Source organism: Arthrobacter sp. sptzw42, assembly GCF_059089685.1.
Genome location: NZ_JBNHEX010000006.1, coordinates 168,853 through 184,240 on the forward strand (window position 1 = coordinate 168,853; position 15,388 = coordinate 184,240).

General features: G+C 65.8%; 14 protein-coding genes. All 14 read right to left on the reverse strand.

What is annotated here, in order from left to right:
- Positions 1-24: 24 nt before the first annotated feature.
- The gene (locus AC5RT4_RS10140) at positions 25-714 is read right to left on the reverse strand and encodes a DivIVA domain-containing protein (RefSeq protein WP_494039436.1); all 690 of its coding nucleotides are present in this window, start codon (positions 712-714) and stop codon (positions 25-27) included.
- A gap of 178 nt (positions 715-892) precedes the next feature.
- Positions 893-1,180 carry a YggT family protein gene (locus AC5RT4_RS10145; RefSeq protein WP_050055518.1) on the reverse strand — a complete coding sequence of 96 codons (288 nt, stop codon included), beginning with the start codon at positions 1,178-1,180 and terminating at the stop codon, positions 893-895.
- 124 nt (positions 1,181-1,304) lie between these two features.
- A complete protein-coding gene (locus tag AC5RT4_RS10150) occupies positions 1,305-1,835 on the reverse strand; it encodes a cell division protein SepF (protein ID WP_494039435.1) in 531 nt (176 codons plus the stop codon).
- An 89-nt stretch (positions 1,836-1,924) separates the two neighbouring features.
- Positions 1,925-2,662, reverse strand: a complete 738-nt coding sequence (locus AC5RT4_RS10155) for a YggS family pyridoxal phosphate-dependent enzyme (protein WP_494039434.1) — start codon at positions 2,660-2,662, stop codon at positions 1,925-1,927.
- Positions 2,655-3,344 (reverse strand): purine nucleoside phosphorylase YfiH/LACC1 family protein, encoded by a 690-nt coding sequence (locus AC5RT4_RS10160; RefSeq protein ID WP_494039433.1) that lies wholly within the window; start codon positions 3,342-3,344, stop codon positions 2,655-2,657. The genes AC5RT4_RS10155 and AC5RT4_RS10160 overlap by 8 nt, the downstream gene beginning before the upstream one ends.
- A gap of 8 nt (positions 3,345-3,352) precedes the next feature.
- Positions 3,353-4,588 carry a cell division protein FtsZ gene (gene ftsZ, locus AC5RT4_RS10165; protein WP_494039432.1) on the reverse strand — a complete coding sequence of 412 codons (1,236 nt, stop codon included), beginning with the start codon at positions 4,586-4,588 and terminating at the stop codon, positions 3,353-3,355.
- Positions 4,589-4,771: 183 nt separating this feature from the next.
- Positions 4,772-5,740, reverse strand: a complete 969-nt coding sequence (locus AC5RT4_RS10170; protein ID WP_494105632.1) for a cell division protein FtsQ/DivIB — start codon at positions 5,738-5,740, stop codon at positions 4,772-4,774.
- Positions 5,733-7,109 carry a UDP-N-acetylmuramate--L-alanine ligase gene (gene murC, locus AC5RT4_RS10175; protein ID WP_494105633.1) on the reverse strand — a complete coding sequence of 459 codons (1,377 nt, stop codon included), beginning with the start codon at positions 7,107-7,109 and terminating at the stop codon, positions 5,733-5,735. The genes AC5RT4_RS10170 and murC overlap by 8 nt, the downstream gene beginning before the upstream one ends.
- Positions 7,106-8,206: an undecaprenyldiphospho-muramoylpentapeptide beta-N-acetylglucosaminyltransferase gene (murG, locus tag AC5RT4_RS10180; protein WP_494105634.1), complete on the reverse strand. Its 1,101-nt coding sequence runs from the start codon at positions 8,204-8,206 to the stop codon at positions 7,106-7,108. The genes murC and murG overlap by 4 nt, the downstream gene beginning before the upstream one ends.
- Before the next feature lie 7 nt (positions 8,207-8,213).
- Positions 8,214-9,575, reverse strand: a complete 1,362-nt coding sequence (ftsW, locus tag AC5RT4_RS10185; RefSeq protein ID WP_494039428.1) for a putative lipid II flippase FtsW — start codon at positions 9,573-9,575, stop codon at positions 8,214-8,216.
- Between the two features lie 2 nt (positions 9,576-9,577).
- Positions 9,578-11,155, reverse strand: a complete 1,578-nt coding sequence (murD, locus tag AC5RT4_RS10190) for a UDP-N-acetylmuramoyl-L-alanine--D-glutamate ligase (protein WP_494105635.1) — start codon at positions 11,153-11,155, stop codon at positions 9,578-9,580.
- Positions 11,137-12,246, reverse strand: a complete 1,110-nt coding sequence (mraY, locus tag AC5RT4_RS10195; protein ID WP_494039426.1) for a phospho-N-acetylmuramoyl-pentapeptide-transferase — start codon at positions 12,244-12,246, stop codon at positions 11,137-11,139. Before mraY ends, murD begins: the two co-directional genes overlap by 19 nt.
- Positions 12,243-13,709, reverse strand: a complete 1,467-nt coding sequence (locus AC5RT4_RS10200) for a UDP-N-acetylmuramoyl-tripeptide--D-alanyl-D-alanine ligase (protein ID WP_494105636.1) — start codon at positions 13,707-13,709, stop codon at positions 12,243-12,245. Before AC5RT4_RS10200 ends, mraY begins: the two co-directional genes overlap by 4 nt.
- A 6-nt stretch (positions 13,710-13,715) precedes the next feature.
- Positions 13,716-15,350, reverse strand: a complete 1,635-nt coding sequence (locus AC5RT4_RS10205) for a UDP-N-acetylmuramoyl-L-alanyl-D-glutamate--2,6-diaminopimelate ligase (protein WP_494039424.1) — start codon at positions 15,348-15,350, stop codon at positions 13,716-13,718.
- Between the last annotated feature and the right edge of the window lie 38 nt (positions 15,351-15,388).

The window sequence follows — 15,388 nt, forward strand, 5'->3', positions numbered from 1 at the left end:
CTTTCAGAATACGTGCTTGCCGGACTAGTTGGCTTCGCTGACTTCCGGCGTAGCCACTGAACCGCGGGCGTCCAGGTCGCGGAGCTGGCCTTCGATGTAGGCCTTCAGGCGTGAACGGTAGTCGCGTTCAAACCCGCGCAGCTGCTCAACCTTGCGCTCCAGCACGGAACGCTGCTGTTCGAGGGCACCCAGGATCTTGCGGGACTTCTCCTGGGCATCGTTGACGAGGCTGCTGGCTTCGATCTGCGCTTCGGCGATGATCTTGTCCTTCTGCGCCTGTCCGTCTGCAACGTGGCGGTCATGCATCTGCTGGGCCATGGCCAGCAGGCCGGCGGCGGACTCGGCTGAAGCGGTGGAGGCGACCGGAGCGGCGGCGACGGGAGCGGCAGCCACCGGAGCAGCCGGCTGGATGTCCTTCTTCTTGCGCTCTTCGGCGGCCTTGGCTTCGGCTTCAGCCTTCTCGCGCGCTTCGTCCTTGTCGGACTTGACGGGTGCGGGGACCTTCTCCACAACGGGGGCGGCGGCGGAGCTGGCCGGAACGCTCGATCCGGCTTCGGAGAGCTTCTTGCGAAGTTCGTCGTTTTCCTGGTTCAGGCGGCGGAGTTCAACAACGATCTCGTCCAGGAAGTCATCAACTTCATCCTGGTCGTAGCCTTCGCGGAACTTGGTCGGCTGAAAGCGCTTGTTGACAACGTCTTCTGGCGTCAAAGCCATCTGGTCACCTCACTGGTCTGGTTAGTCAGTAGGCCTTCCGGCCGTCAAAACTACGGTACCTAAAGTTGGACTGGTTCCTCTAATTCAACACTGCGGTGTCAAACGCGAGTTTTCTTCGCATTGCATGGGTGGTTCCCGCGGGTTCCATCCGGGTGCGCTGCTGGGTCTATCGGGTGGATCAGGCGAGGCCTCTGGTGATCCCCATGGCAATACTGACGCCGATGAAAAGGACCAGGAAGCCCAGGTCCAGGGAGATGCCGCCAAGGCGCAACGGCGGGATCAGCCGGCGCAATCCGTTGAGCGGCGGGTCCGTGATGGAGTAGACGGCATGGGCAACCACCAGGGCTGCTCCGCGTGGGCGCCACTCCCGTGCGAACATCTGGACCCAGTCGAATACCAGGCGGATGATCAAGGCCACAAAGAACAGCAATAGCGCGAGATAGACAAGCCCGAAAACAATTCCCATGACTTAATTCATATCTCCATGTCCATAGTGGTGGTTACTGCGACGCCCGGCCGATGCTTCTTGTCTATTTCAGCACAGATGCCAGGCAGGTGTGTCCCTGCCTGGCATCGCTCAGGTGGTCCGGCTAGCTTTGGTTGAAGAAGCTGGCCTGGGTCTCGCTGACTTTTTTGTCATCGCCAATGACCTCGACGTACGAGGGCGAGAGCAGGAACACCTTGTTGGTGACCCGTTCGATGCTCCCGCGCAGCCCGAAGACCAGGCCGGCAGAGAAATCCACCAGGCGCTTGGCGTCGGCCTCGCCCATGTCCGTCACATTCATGATGACCGGGATTCCATCCCGGAAGCTTTCGCCGATGAGCTTGGCATCGTTGTACGAGCGCGGATGGATGGTGGTGATCTGGCGGAGACCGCTGGTCTCCTCGCGGCTCGAGGCCGCGCGCTTGATGGGGGTCACTGGGGCGCGGTATTCCTCTTCGGGGGTGTAGGACGTCTCGCGGCTGACCTCACGGACGGGTGCAGGTGCACGGCGATCCTCGCGGTCAGCTTCCATCGTTTCGTCCTCATCCTTACGTGTGGTCTGTTGCTCGGACTCGTAGTGTTCATCGCCGTCGGCGAGCCCAAGATAGATCATTGTCTTGCGCAGAGCGCCGGCCATGGTCGACTCCTAATCGTGTCCGTAAGCGGGCCGCCCAATGGCTTGACAGCACTGGAGTCCCCCGCCCATCACTTCCAATAGCCCCGACGCTACCCCACGGGGGGACGCGATCCGAGAATATCGGAGCCGATTCGCAGGTGTGTCGCTCCGAACCGGATGGCTGCTTCCAGGTCCTGGCTCATGCCTGCCGAAATGCCCGTGGCCTCGGGATACTCCGCCACCACTCCGGCTGAGACGGCGGCAAGCTTTTCGAAGGCGGGCTCCGGCGGGGCACCCAACGGAGCCACCGCCATCACCCCGGCAAGTTTGAGGCTGCCCGCTGCCGCTATCCGTTCGGCCAGCATCCCGACGTCGCCGGGGGCCGCGCCGCCCCGGTGGGTTCCGGCGTCGTCCTCCAGGCTGACCTGGATGAAGCACTCCAGCGCCGCCCGTCCGGCCGTGTCCTGCTGGGCCTGCGCTGACTTGGCCAGCGCCTCGACAAGCTGCGGCCGGTCCACGGAGTGCACGGCGGCGGCGTACCGGACCACTGACTTGGCCTTTTTGGTCTGCACCTGGCCCACAAAGTGCCAGGCCAATCCGCAGTCGGCGAGCTGTTCCGCCTTGGCGGCCGCTTCCTGGTCACGGTTTTCGCCCACGTCGGTAACACCAAGCGCAGCGAGCCGTCTGATGTCCTCCGCCGGGTGGAACTTGGTGACCACGATCAGGGTGGGGAGGTTGCCTCCGCGGCCCGCCGAAGCTGCTGCGGCAGTGATGCGGCCTCGGACCGCATTGAGCCGGCTTTTCAGCTCCTCGAGGCGGGGGTCCGCCCCTGCTCCGCCATCAGTCATGGCACCACACCACGCCTGCGAAGCGCCCGGTGTTCCTGTTCCGGCGGTAGGAAAAAAGCGACTGTGTCTCAAGGGTGCATGGTCCGTTGTACTCCACGCCTACGCCCAGCTGCTCCAGCTGGCTCCGGGCACCGGCGGGCAAATCCAGCCCGGGAGTGTCCCAGGAGGTTGTGCTCCGCGCCGCAGGCACAACCGCTGCCACCTCGGCCTGCATCCCGGCAGGCACCTCATAGCAGTTCCCGCAAATTGACGGCCCGAGCCAGGCGCGGATGCCGAAGGCGCCAAGGGATTCCATCCGCCCCACAGCGGCCGGAATCACCCCGCTGGCAAGGCCGGGCCGGCCCGCGTGCACAGCGGCGAGGACCGGCCCTTCCGCTGACTCCCCTGCCAGCAGGACAGGAATACAGTCGGCAACCATGACTGCCAGCGGAAGCCGGCGCGAAACCATCGCGTCCGCTTCTGGCGCCGCACTTCCTTGAGCCATGACCGCCACGGTGCTGCCGTGGACCTGGTTCATGAAGCGCAGGTCGTGCGGAGCGAGGCCGATGGAACGTTCAAGGTCCCGCCGGCGCCTGCCCACTTCTGCGGGATCGTCGCCCACGTGCAGTGCGAGGTTACCCGCAGCAGCGTCGGTGAAGCCTACGGACACTCCAGGCCGGACTTCGGCACGCCAGTGGAACAATCCGGCGCCTACTTCAGGAAGTCGGGGACATCCAGGTCATCCGAGTGGCTGCCGGAGAGGTCCGGCTCCACGACGGAGGGGAGGTCGACGTCGAAGCCTGAGTCAGCGGGAACAGCGGAGGGACGCTGCTGGCCCCAGTTGCTGAGCCCTGCTGCGCCGACTCCTGCGTGGACCGGCTGCGCGTTCAGGGAGTGGTTGCCGGCGGAAGGAGCCTGGGCAGGCGCCGGAGCGACAGCGGCGGCCGGCCGCTGCGGGGCTACCTGCGGCTGTGACTGGTCCATGGACGGCGAGGTGGCCTTGACGTCGTCGAAGCCGGCCGCGATGACCGTCACACGGGCTTCATCGCCGAGGGCATCGTCGATGACAGCGCCGAAGATGATGTTAGCCTCCGGGTGCGCCACTTCCTGGACCAGGCGTGCGGCTTCATTGATCTCGAACAGGCCGAGGTCCGAGCCGCCCTGGATGGACAGGAGCACGCCGTGGGCACCATCGATGGACGCTTCCAGCAGCGGTGAGGCGATGGCCAGCTCAGCGGCCTTGACGGCGCGGTCTTCGCCCCGGGCGGAGCCGATGCCCATAAGGGCCGAACCGGCGCCCTGCATGACTGACTTCACGTCCGCGAAGTCAAGGTTGATCAGGCCCGGGGTGGTGATGAGGTCAGTGATGCCCTGGACACCGGAAAGCAGGACCTGGTCAGCGGAACGGAAGGCGTCCAAAACTGAGACGTTGCGGTCGCTGATCGAGAGGAGGCGGTCGTTCGGGATAACGATCAGGGTGTCCACTTCGTCGCGGAGGGCGTCGATGCCGGCCTCGGCAGAGCCCGCGCGGCGGCGACCTTCGAACGTGAACGGGCGGGTTACCACACCGATGGTCAGGGCGCCGAGGGACCGGGCAATGCGGGCGACGACGGGAGCGCCGCCGGTGCCGGTGCCGCCGCCCTCGCCGGCGGTGACGAAGACCATGTCGGCGCCGCGGAGGACTTCCTCGATCTCGTCTGCGTGGTCCTCTGCTGCCTGCTTGCCCACCTCGGGGTTGGCGCCTGCCCCGAGGCCACGGGTCAACTCACGTCCTACGTCGAGCTTGACGTCGGCGTCGCTCATCAGCAGGGCCTGGGCGTCAGTGTTGATGGCGATGAACTCAACACCCCGGAGGCCGACCTCGATCATGCGGTTGACTGCGTTCACGCCACCGCCGCCGATGCCGACGACTTTGATGACGGCCAAGTAATTCTGCGGAGCTGCCACGTTACGTGTCCCTTGTTCGTGTCTTATTGCGAAATCTGATGAAGAGCTTAGCGACTGAAACCCTAACCTTCGAGTTGAAGGTTATAGTTATGTCAAGTAACTCATGTCTGTGACGGTATTTCCTCTGGTACCCACATTCAATAACCGGCTCCGCGTGTCGGATTAATACCGGAAAGAAAGCACTCAGCGGGTCACCGGATGCCGGGGCACACTTACGTCGTACACCTTAACCGGGTTTTTGGGATCCGCCGGAACCTTGAGCAGGGCGGCCAGCACTTTGGCCTTGAGTTCCTTCTCCCCCGCGTTGCCCCAGATGATCGTTTGGCCGTCCACGAGCTTCAGTTCCACCGCGTCCACTGACTGGGCGGAAGCGTTGGACAGTTTCGCGAGCACATCTGCCGGCAGCGCCCCCAGCACGTCGGCGGTGGCGCGGAAGAGGTCCTTGCCGACGGTACCGGCGCCACCGTCAATCACGGGCAGCGAGACGGATGCGGGATCTGCGGTTGCCGCAAGCTGGATGCCCTCCACGTCCACCAGCTGGTACTGCTCCCCCTGCTTGACCAGCGCCACCGGCACGCGTTCGCGCACCGCCACGGCAAGGCCGGACGGCGGACGCGCCTCCGCTGAGACGGACTTGACCTGGACCAGGGGTTCGAGGAGGCGCCCTACCTCCTCGTCCGTAACCTGTGGCAGGGGCTTGCCGCGCAGGGGTTCCAGCGCGGTCTGGACCTGGGCGGGCGTCAGCAGGCGCGTCCCTGAGACGGAAATGGTGTCGACGGCGAGGACCGGGGTGAAAACCGCCGCGGCCAGCAGTCCTGCTACAAGGGCAACCAGCACTGCCGCCACGGTCAGTACATGGCGTTTTCGCCGCTTGCCCTTGGGCTCGGGAAAGGCCAGGACGTTGCCGGCCGGGCCTGCCGTGGCAGCGGAGGATGACGCCAACTTGTCCTTGCCCAGGCGCATGAACGGGGTTTTTTTGGCCTCTTTGGCTGGCTCCTGAAGCTGCTCAACCGGCCGGGAGGCAGAAATAACGTCGGAGCCGCTATCGGCAGCAACGTCTGCCTTGGCAGCACCCGGGGTTCGGCCGGCCGGAGCTCCGGCGGCAGGGCGCCGGCCGGTGGATGCGTATGTGGGGCGGCGGGAGCTAGGCACGCAGCGCCTCGACGATCAGCGGCCCGTACGCGGTCACATCGCCTGCACCGGCCGTGAGGATGATGTCGCCGGCACCGGCGGCCGCGGCGAGGGCAGCCACGGCCGCGTCTGCCCGGACCAGCCGCCCGCCGTCGTCGAGGTGGTCTGCGATGAGCTGGCTGGTGACACCGGGGATGGGGTCTTCACGTGCCGGGTAGATGTCCAGCACCCAGGCAGTATCGGCAAGGTTCAATGCTTCTGCGAACTCCCGGTCGAACTCGCGGGTCCGGGAGAACAGGTGCGGCTGGAAGAGGACATGCACTTTATGGCTGCCGGCCACGGAGCGGGCTGCGGCCAGGGCTGCCCGGACTTCGGTGGGGTGGTGGGCGTAATCGTCGAAGACCCGCACGCCCCGCGCCTGGCCCTTCAGCTCAAAGCGCCGCGAAGCCCCTGAGAACTGGGCCAGGGCGCCGGCAGCCACGGCCGGCTCCACGCCGAGCTCAAGGGCCGCGGCAAAGGCGGCCGCCGCATTGAGGGCATTGTGCCTGCCCGGGACCTGAAGCTCGAGCGGAAAGCGGCCGGACGGCGTGGACACCGCAACGTCTCCCGGGCCGCCGTCGTGCAGCACAAGCTCTGCCTCACCGCCCGTCCCGTACAAAACAACCCGGGCATTGCCCCGCGCCCGGGTGCGTTTTGCCAGGGCCAGTGCCCCTGGATCGTCGGCGCAGGCGATCAGTACGCCGTCGGCCGGAAGCAGCTCAGTGAAGCGGTCGAAGGATTCGTAGACTGCCCCGGCAGTGCCGTAGTAGTCCAGGTGGTCCGGCTCCACATTGGTGACCACGGCAATCCTGGGCCGGTAGTTGAGGAAGGAGCCGTCGGACTCGTCGGCCTCAGCCACGAAGATCGGGGAGGTTCCGGAGGCGGCATTGACGCCGAGGGCAGGCACGTTGGCACCGATGGCAAAGGAAGGGTCCAGGCCTGCCCCCTGCAGCAGGACCGCGACCATCGAAGTGGTGGTGGACTTGCCATGGGTTCCGGCGACGGTCACCACCACGTCTCCGCCCATGGTTGCCGCGAGGGCAACAGACCGGTGCAGCACCGGCACTCCTGCTTCCCTGGCCGCCATCACTTCGGGGTTGTCCGCCTTGATGGCTGAGCCTGCCACCACAGTTTGTGCGTCGGCAAGGTTGGCAGCGTCGTAACCGCTGGCGATGCGCGCCCCGGCAGCAGAGAGGTCCGCCATAACGGGAAGGTCCTTGGCATCGGAACCGCTGACCTGCACGCCGCGGGCCACCATGATCCGGGCGACGGCGGACATGCCCACGCCGCCGACGCCGACGAAGTGGACCTTGCCCAGGGACGCGAGGCTGGGGATGGTGTCGGAGGTCATGCGGATACCGCTTCCAGGACGAGGCCGGCCATGCGCTGGTCGGCGTTGCGGATACCAAGTCGGTAGGAGTTTGCTGCCATGGTGGCGAGGCGGGGCTGGTCGGTGACGAGGGGAACCAGTTCGTTGCCCACCCACTCAGGGGTGAAGCTCCGGTCTGCGACAAGCACGGCGCCGCCGGCGGCTACGAGTCCTGCCGCATTGAGGGCCTGTTCACCGTTGCCGATGGGCAGCGGCACCAGGACGGCCGGCACGCCGACGGCCGCGATCTCACAGACGGTCGCGGCGCCGGAGCGGGCAAGCAGCACATCGGCGGCGGCGTAGGCCAGCTCCATGCCGTCGATGTACTCCACCTGGCGGTAGCCTTCGGCGGCCAGCGGCAGGCCGCCGTCGTCCAGAACCGACTTGCCGCGGCCGGTGATGTGCAGGGTTTGGATTCCTGCAGCTGCTAGCTGCCCGAGGGAGGCTGTGATGGTGCGGTTGATGCTTTGCGCGCCCAATGATCCGCCCGTGACGATTAGCGTGGGCTTCCCAGCATCCAGTCCGAGGGCCTCCCGTGCCGCGGTCCGCGCAGCTGCCCGGTCGAGGCCCGAAATTTCGGTGCGCATCGGCATGCCCACGTGCAGGGCTCCCTTCAGCGGGGTGCTGTCAAAGGCTACTGCCACACGCTTGGTGAACATCGCGCCCACCCTGTTTGCGAGCCCGGGACGGATGTTTGCCTCATGGATCACGATCGGGATGTTCCGTTTTCGTGCGGCCAGGTACATGGGCGTGCACACATAACCTCCGACTCCCACCAAAACGTCCGCGCGGGCGTTGTCCAGGACGGCGCCGGCCTGCCGGACGGCGCCGCCGAGCCGTCCGGGGAGCCGAAGGAGATCCACGGAGGGCTTCCGGGGAAGGGGCACGCGGTCGATGGTGGCCAGGTCAACCCCGGCGGCGGGCACCAGCCGGGTTTCCATTCCTGCAGGTGTTCCGACGGCGAGGATGGCGGCGCCGGGTGCTGCGGTGCGGATGGCAGCGGCGATGGCCAGAAGGGGGCTGATGTGGCCGGCGGTTCCGCCGCCCGCCAGGACGATGGAGGGATTTGGGGAATTCATGTGGGGCTTAGGCACGCTTTCTTGCAGTCTTTTTCCTGGGCGCGGCCGCTGTGGCCGGCTTCGCCTTGAACTTCAGCATCCGTTTGGGCCGGATGGCCGGGGCCATCTGCTCCCGGGCCAGGGAAAGCACCACGCCGATGGCACACAGTGACATCAGCAGGGCGGACCCGCCGTAGGAGATGAAAGGCAGCGGCACACCGATAACGGGCATCAGGCCTGTCACCACGGACATGTTCACGGTGGCCTGGCCGAGCAGCCACACCATGATGGTGCCGGCCAGGACACGGTGGAACATGCCCTCCTGTGCCACCACCACGCGGTAGATGGCCGCGCCGAGGATGGCGAAAAGGATGAGTACGACGACGGTGCCCACCAGGCCGAGTTCCTCGCCGATGATGGCGAAGATGAAGTCGTTGTGGGCTTCGGGGATCCAGCTGTATTTCTGCCGGCTTTGCCCAAGGCCCACGCCAAACCAGCCACCGGAGGCCAGGCCGTAGAGGCCGTTGGTGGCCTGGTAGTTGGCGTCAATGCCGTCGGCGCAGGACTGCCCGGTCCACCAGGACGTGATGCGGCACATGCGGTTCGAGCTGGTCACGGCCATGACACCGGCCAGGACAGCTCCGAAAAGTCCTGCAATACCGAAGAGGTAGAGCGGAGCCCCGGCAAAGAAAAGCGCGGCCGCGGTGATCATCATGATGATCATGGCCGTTCCGAGGTCGTTGCCCACCAGGACCAGGCCAACGATGATGATGGCCATAGGCACGGCCGGAACTGCCACATGCTGCCACTTGCTGAGCAGCTTTCCCTTCATGGCCAGGACCGTGGCCATCCAGAGGGCCAGGGCGAGTTTCGATGCTTCCGACGGCTGGAAGGTGATACCGCCGAGGTCGATCCAGTTCTTGTTGCCGTTGACCTCGTCACCCACCACCTGGACGAGGATCAGGAGGACCAGCGCCGCCCCGATTGCCGGCCAGGCGAGCCGTTTGAGCCAGATGACGTTGATCCGGGACAGCACGAACATGGTGAAGATGCCGATGGCGGCAAACATGCCCTGCTTCAGGGCATCTCCGTAGGGCGACTTTCCGGCGGCAATGGATTCCACGCTGGAGGCTGAGAGCACCATCATGATGCCGATGGCAGTCAGTGCGAGGGTTGAGCCCAGAATGAGGTAGTACGTGGAGCCGTTCCGGGAGGTGCCGTTCCCTTCCAGTGCGGACCAGAACCTGCGGTACATCGTTCGGAGCCTGGCTGCGGCCGCCGCCGGCCGCGGGCCGGCTGTTGCCGAGGAACCCGGGCGTGGCTTGCCGCTCTGCTGTCCAACCGGCTGCTGCTGCTTCGCTGGCTGCTGGCGCATTGGCGTGCTGGCCATTGTTACTCCTCGCCGGTCTGTGCCTGCCCTTCCACCAGCCCGCGGACAGCTTTGATGAAGGTGTCGCCACGGTGGGCATAGGAAGAGAACTGATCCATGGAAGCAGCCGCCGGAGCCATCAGCACAGTGTCGCCTGAGGCGGCGAGCTGCGCTGCTGACGCTACGGCCCTGGCCATTACCGTCTCACCAGGTACGGAAGAACCGGATGGGACGGCGCCGGCCGCCGCGGCAGTCTGCACCATTTCAGTTTCGCCTGCGGCCGGGGTTATCACGGGGACATCGGGCGCGTGTCGCTGGAGGGCCTCGGTGAGGGCAGTTGTATCGCTTCCGATCAGCACTACGGCTTTGAGCCGCTGGACGTTTTCCCGGACCAGATCGTCATAGGTCACACCCTTGGAGAGTCCGCCGGCGATCCAGACGACGTTGCTGAACGCAGCCAGCGAGGCAGCCGCCGCGTGGGGATTGGTGGCCTTGGAGTCGTTCACCCAGAGGACACCGTTGTGGCGGGCCACGGGCTGGATGCGGTGGTCGCCGGGGATGTAGTCCTGAATGCCCTGCCGGACGGCTTTTGCCTCTACGCCATAGGCGCGCACGAGTCCGGCGGCTGCCAGGGCGTTGGCCACCATGTGCCGCGGGGCGAATGCACCGAGGTCGCTCATGGAGGCGAGTTCGGCGGCGCTGTCCTTGCGTTCGGCAATGAACGCCCGGTCCACGAGCAGTCCCTCCACCACGCCCAGCATGCTGACGGCCGGGGTGACGGTGGTGAAACCGACGGCGCGGCAGCCCTCCACCACGTCGGCATTCTCCACCATGCGCTCGGTTTCAATCTGCTCGGCGTTGTAGATGCAGGCCTTTTGCGTCTGTTCATAAACCCTGGCCTTGTCCGCCAGGTAGGAATAGTAGGAGCCGTGCCAGTCCACGTGGTCCTCTGCAACGTTCAGGCAGACACTGGCGACCGGTGAGAGGGACTGCGCCCAGTGGAGCTGGAAGCTGGAGAGTTCCACAGCGAAAACGTCGTATTCCACGGGGTCCCTGAGGGCATCGAGGATGGGGGTGCCCACGTTGCCGACGGCGATCGCCTTAAGCCCGGCGGCGCGGAGCATCGACTCGGTAAGGCCAACGGTGGTGGTCTTTCCGTTGGTTCCCGTGATGGCAAGCCAGTCGGCCGTCTTCCGGCCTTCCCGCACCCGCACCCGCCAGGCCAGTTCGACATCGCCCCACACCGGTATGTGGGCCCTTGCAGCAGCGGCCAGGAGGGCCTGGTCCGGGCGCCAGCCGGGCGAGGTCACGATCAGTTCGGGAAGTTCACCGTCGATCCGGGGGATGCGCTGTACCGCGTCCTCGCCGAGCAGGACATCAGCTGCGCCAACGATCCTCAGGGTTTCCGCGTGGGCCTTGGCAGTATCGGTCGTGGCAGCGTCCACCACCACCACCCGGGCACCGAGTTCGATAAGGGTATCGGCCGCCGCAAAACCGGAGACCCCGATTCCGGTCACGGCTACGCGCAGCCCGGACCAGTCGGAGTCCCAGGTGGTGAGGTTTTCGAGTCGGGGGGAAACGGTCACAGCAGCACAACCCATTCAGCGTAGAAAATCCCAAGCCCGGCGGCGACGAACAGCCCGCAGAGGATCCAGAACCGGACCACCACCGTTACTTCCGCCCAGCCCTGCAGCTCAAAGTGGTGCTGCAGGGGGGCCATTTTGAAGACGCGTTTTCCGCCGGTGGCCTTGAAGTAGCCCACCTGGATAATGACGGACAGGGTGATCAGGACGAACAGGCCGCCGATGATGCCCAGCAACAGCTCGGTACGGGACAGGATGGCGAAACCTGCAATGGCGCCGCCAATGGCCAGCGAGCCGGTGTCACCCATGAAGATTTTGGCCGGTGAGGTGTTCCACCACAGGAAGCCCACCAGCGCGGCGCTCATGATGGCTGCCAGCAGCGCGAGGTCAAGGGGATCACGGACGGAATAGCAGCCGCCGCCGGCCTCACGGGGTGAGCCGCACGCCTGGTTGCTTTGCCAGATCCCCATCAGCGTATAAGCGCCGAAAACCATTACGGCGGCACCTGCGGCGAGCCCGTCAAGGCCGTCGGTCAGGTTTACGCCGTTGGTGGCGGCGGTGACAATCAGGTTCGACCACACCACGAACAGGATGGCCCCAAGGACGGTTCCGCCGAAGGCAAGGTCCAGCCAGGGCAGGTCACGGACCAGCGAAATCTTTGTGGAGGCGGGCGTGACACCGGCCCGGTTGGGGAAGTTCAGGGCGAGTACCGCAAAGATGATGCCGACGGCTGCCTGCAGGATCAGCTTTGCCTTGGCATTGAGGCCGAGGCTCCGCTGGCGGGAGATTTTGATGAAGTCATCCAGGAACCCCACAAGCCCCATTCCCACCATGAGGAACAGCAGGATAAGGGCAGACGCGGACGGGCCCGAAGAGCCCGGGTTCAGCATCAGCATGATCAGGTGCGTGAGGCCGTAGCTGAGCAGTACCGCCGCCACCACCACGGTCCCGCCCATGGTGGGCGTGCCGCGTTTGGTGTGGTGCGAGGTGGGACCGTCGTCCCTGATGAACTGGCCGTAGCCGCGGCGGACCAGAAGCCGGATGAAGAGCGGGGTCCCTACGAGGGCGAACAGGAGTGCCAGGCCCGCGCCGATCAAAAGTGCAATCACAGCAGAGTGCTCCTTTCATCGGCGGTGCTGGGGGTTTGTCGGGGTAATGCTATCCGATCGCCCAAATGGCGAAGCCCCACGCTGTTCGAGGACTTGAACAGCACCAGGTCCCCGGGCTGCAGCTCAGCGTCCAACAGTTCGTAGGCCTCTTCCACTGTTTCAGCGAAAAGGCATTCGTCGCCCCAGGACCCCTCCTGCACCGCTGACACGTACAGTGCACGTGCTTCCCGGCCCACCACCAGCAGCCGGGAGATATTGAGCCGGACCACCTGGGTACCCACGGCGGTATGTTCGCGGATGGAGTCCTCGCCGAGTTCGAGCATTGCTCCCAGCACGGCCCAGGTACGCCTGCCCCGGCCCAGGTCCGCGAGCGTCCTCAGGGCGGCCCGCATGGATTCGGGGTTGGCGTTGTAGGCGTCGTTGATGACGGTGACGCCGTCCGGACGCTCGGTGCGCTCCATGCGCCACCGGCTGGCGGCAGTCTGGCTGCTGAGGGAGGACGCTATGTCCCGCCCGGAAACACCCGCAGCCCAGGCTGCTGAGGCAGCGGCCAAAAGGTTGCCCACGTGGTGTGCGCCGATAAGGCGGCTGCTCACGTGCAGGCCGGCTTCGCTGCCCGGCAGCTGAAGATCGAATTCAGGATGGCCGGCGGCATTGGTGTCGGCGTTCACTGCCTGGACGGCGGCGTCTTCGCGGCCTTCTGCCGAGAAGCCCAGGACCTGCGCCGAGGTGCGCGCGCGCATTGCGGCCACCCGCTTGTCGTCGAGGTTTATCACGGCTGTGCCGGCCGGGGCGAGGGCCTCGACAAGTTCACCCTTGGCCCGGGCGATGTTCTCCACTCCCCCGAATTCGCCGGCGTGTGCTGTGCCGACGGCGAGCACCACGCCGATGTCAGGTTTGACCATGTCCGCGAGGTACCGGATGTGGTCAATTCCGGTAGCGCCCATCTCGATCACCAGGTAGCGCGTCTCTGTTCCTGCGCGGAACACGGTCAGGGGGACACCGATTTCACCGTTGTAGGACCCTTGCGGCGCCACGGTGTTTCCCTGTGTGGCCAGGATGCCGGCGAGCAGGTCCTTGGTGGTGGTTTTCCCGGCCGAGCCGGTGATACCCACGACCGTGAGTTCGCTGCCTTGCCTGGCGCGGGCAGCCCGGATCCTGCGCACGGCCTCGGCGGCCAGGGCGCCCATGGCAAGGACGGCATCCTGGACCAGCACCGAGGGGTAGGGTGTTCCGCCCGGTGCGGACACCGGCCGCTCCACGAGCGCAAGGGTGGCGCCTGCTGTAAAGGCAGCTGCCACGTAGTCATGGCCGTCCGCGTGCTCACCCGGCTTTGCAACGTAGAGCGAACCCGGCGTGGCTTCGCGTGAGTCCGTGACCACCGAAAGGGGCGTAATCCCGGGATCGGCGTCCAGGCGCCCGTTAGTGATTTCGGCGATCTCCGCCGCAGTAAATGCAATCATCTCGGTCTAGGACTCTATCCGGTCGTCTTGGAGAACGTTGAATCCCCTGGCTGTCAAGGCGCTGCGCAGTTCCACCCGGTCGTCGAGGGCAAGGTTGACGCCTTTGACCTCCTGCCACACCTCATGGCCCCGGCCGGCCACCAGGATAGTGTCCTCCGGCCGGGCCAACTCCACGGCATGGCGGATGGCGTCGGCGCGGGGGAAGACTTCCAGGACTTCACACACCAGGGAGTCCTTTTCCTTTGCTTCCCTGGCTCCGGCCAGGACGTCCGCGCGGATAGCGGCGGGATCTTCATCGTGGGGGTCGTCATCGCTGATGATCACGGTATCCGCGAGCCGCGCCGCGATGGCGCCCATGGCGGGGCGTTTGCCCTGGTCACGCTGGCCGGTTGCACCGAACACGACGATAAGGCGTGACCCCTGCTGCGGGGACCGTACGGCCTCGAGGGCACGGGCCAGGGCGTCGGTGTTGTGGGCAAAATCCACCACCGCGGCCGGCCGCCTGGAGACCAGCTGCATGCGTCCGGGCACCGCTACTGTGAAGGGGTCGTGCTCGTCCAGTGCCGCTTGCAGCGCGGCGGCGTCCACGCCTGCCGTCAGGACCATCACTGCGGCCAGCGCCGCATTGGCTACGTTGAAGCTGCCGGGAAGTCCGGTGTGCACAGTGAGCATGGCGCCGTCCGGGCCGCTGAGGGTGAATTCCGTGCCGAGGCCGCGCGCGGCGGTAGCCGTCACAGTCCAGTCGGCAGTGGTTCCGGCGGTCGTGGAGAGGGTGGTGACCGGCACCTCCGTGGCACCGGCGAGACGGCGGCCCCATTCGTCGTCGACCGTCACAACGGCAGCGCGGGCGCGGCGCGGGGTGAAAAGCTCCGCTTTGGTGGCGAAATAGTCGTCCATGGTGTGGTGCAGGTCCAAGTGGTCCTGCGTGAGGTTGGTGAAGCCTGCAACGTCGAAAAGCACTCCGTCCACCCGCTGGAAGGAGATGGCGTGGGACGAGACCTCCATGGCGGCGGCGGTCAGTCCCCTTTCCCGCATGAGGGCCAGCAGCGCGTGCACGTCGGTAGATTCGGGCGTGGTGAGCAGGCTCGGGATGGGGTCGCCGCCGGCATGTATCTCGATGGTGCCGATAAGACCGGTCTTCCGGCCGAGGGCGCGCAGCAGCGAGTTGATGAAGTAGGTGGTGGTGGTTTTCCCGTTGGTGCCCGTGACGCCAAACAACTGCGGCTGGGCGCCGCCCGGCTGGCTTTGATAGATCAAGGCGGACAGTGGACCCACCACGTTGCGGGGCGAGTCCACGATGATTACCGGTACCTGCACCTCGGTGGAGAGCGCGAGCAGCCTGGCTCCGGCATCGTCGGTGAGGACGGCAACGGCTCCCCCTTTGATGGCCTGCGGCGCAAAATCCGCGCCGTGGCGTGCCGCGCCCGGAAGGGCGACGTAGAGGTCCCCCTGTTCGACTGTCCGCGAGTTCAGCGAAATTCCGGTGACTTCCACTTCAGCGGCCGGACCGGGAACCGCTACGTCGATGGCATCGCCGATGCTTGCCAGCCGGACCGCTTCTACAGTTGACGGGCGGAAGCGGCTTTGGCCGGCGGGTCCCTCCGGGACGGCGAGGCTATCGGACGGATTGAGGTCAGACAAGGAATCTCCGATGGTGCTAGTGGATCGGGCCCGGCATG

Coding starts and splice junctions, on each gene's coding strand:
- AC5RT4_RS10200 (WP_494105636.1), bottom strand. CDS start 13,709: ATGATTGCATTTACTGCGGCGGAGATCGCCGAAATCACTAACGGGCGC.
- ftsW (WP_494039428.1), bottom strand. CDS start 9,575: ATGGCCAGCACGCCAATGCGCCAGCAGCCAGCGAAGCAGCAGCAGCCG.
- AC5RT4_RS10155 (WP_494039434.1), bottom strand. CDS start 2,662: ATGACTGATGGCGGAGCAGGGGCGGACCCCCGCCTCGAGGAGCTGAAA.
- AC5RT4_RS10150 (WP_494039435.1), bottom strand. CDS start 1,835: ATGGCCGGCGCTCTGCGCAAGACAATGATCTATCTTGGGCTCGCCGAC.
- murG (WP_494105634.1), bottom strand. CDS start 8,206: ATGAATTCCCCAAATCCCTCCATCGTCCTGGCGGGCGGCGGAACCGCC.
- murD (WP_494105635.1), bottom strand. CDS start 11,155: ATGGGTTGTGCTGCTGTGACCGTTTCCCCCCGACTCGAAAACCTCACC.
- AC5RT4_RS10140 (WP_494039436.1), bottom strand. CDS start 714: ATGGCTTTGACGCCAGAAGACGTTGTCAACAAGCGCTTTCAGCCGACC.
- murC (WP_494105633.1), bottom strand. CDS start 7,109: ATGACCTCCGACACCATCCCCAGCCTCGCGTCCCTGGGCAAGGTCCAC.
- AC5RT4_RS10145 (WP_050055518.1), bottom strand. CDS start 1,180: ATGGGAATTGTTTTCGGGCTTGTCTATCTCGCGCTATTGCTGTTCTTT.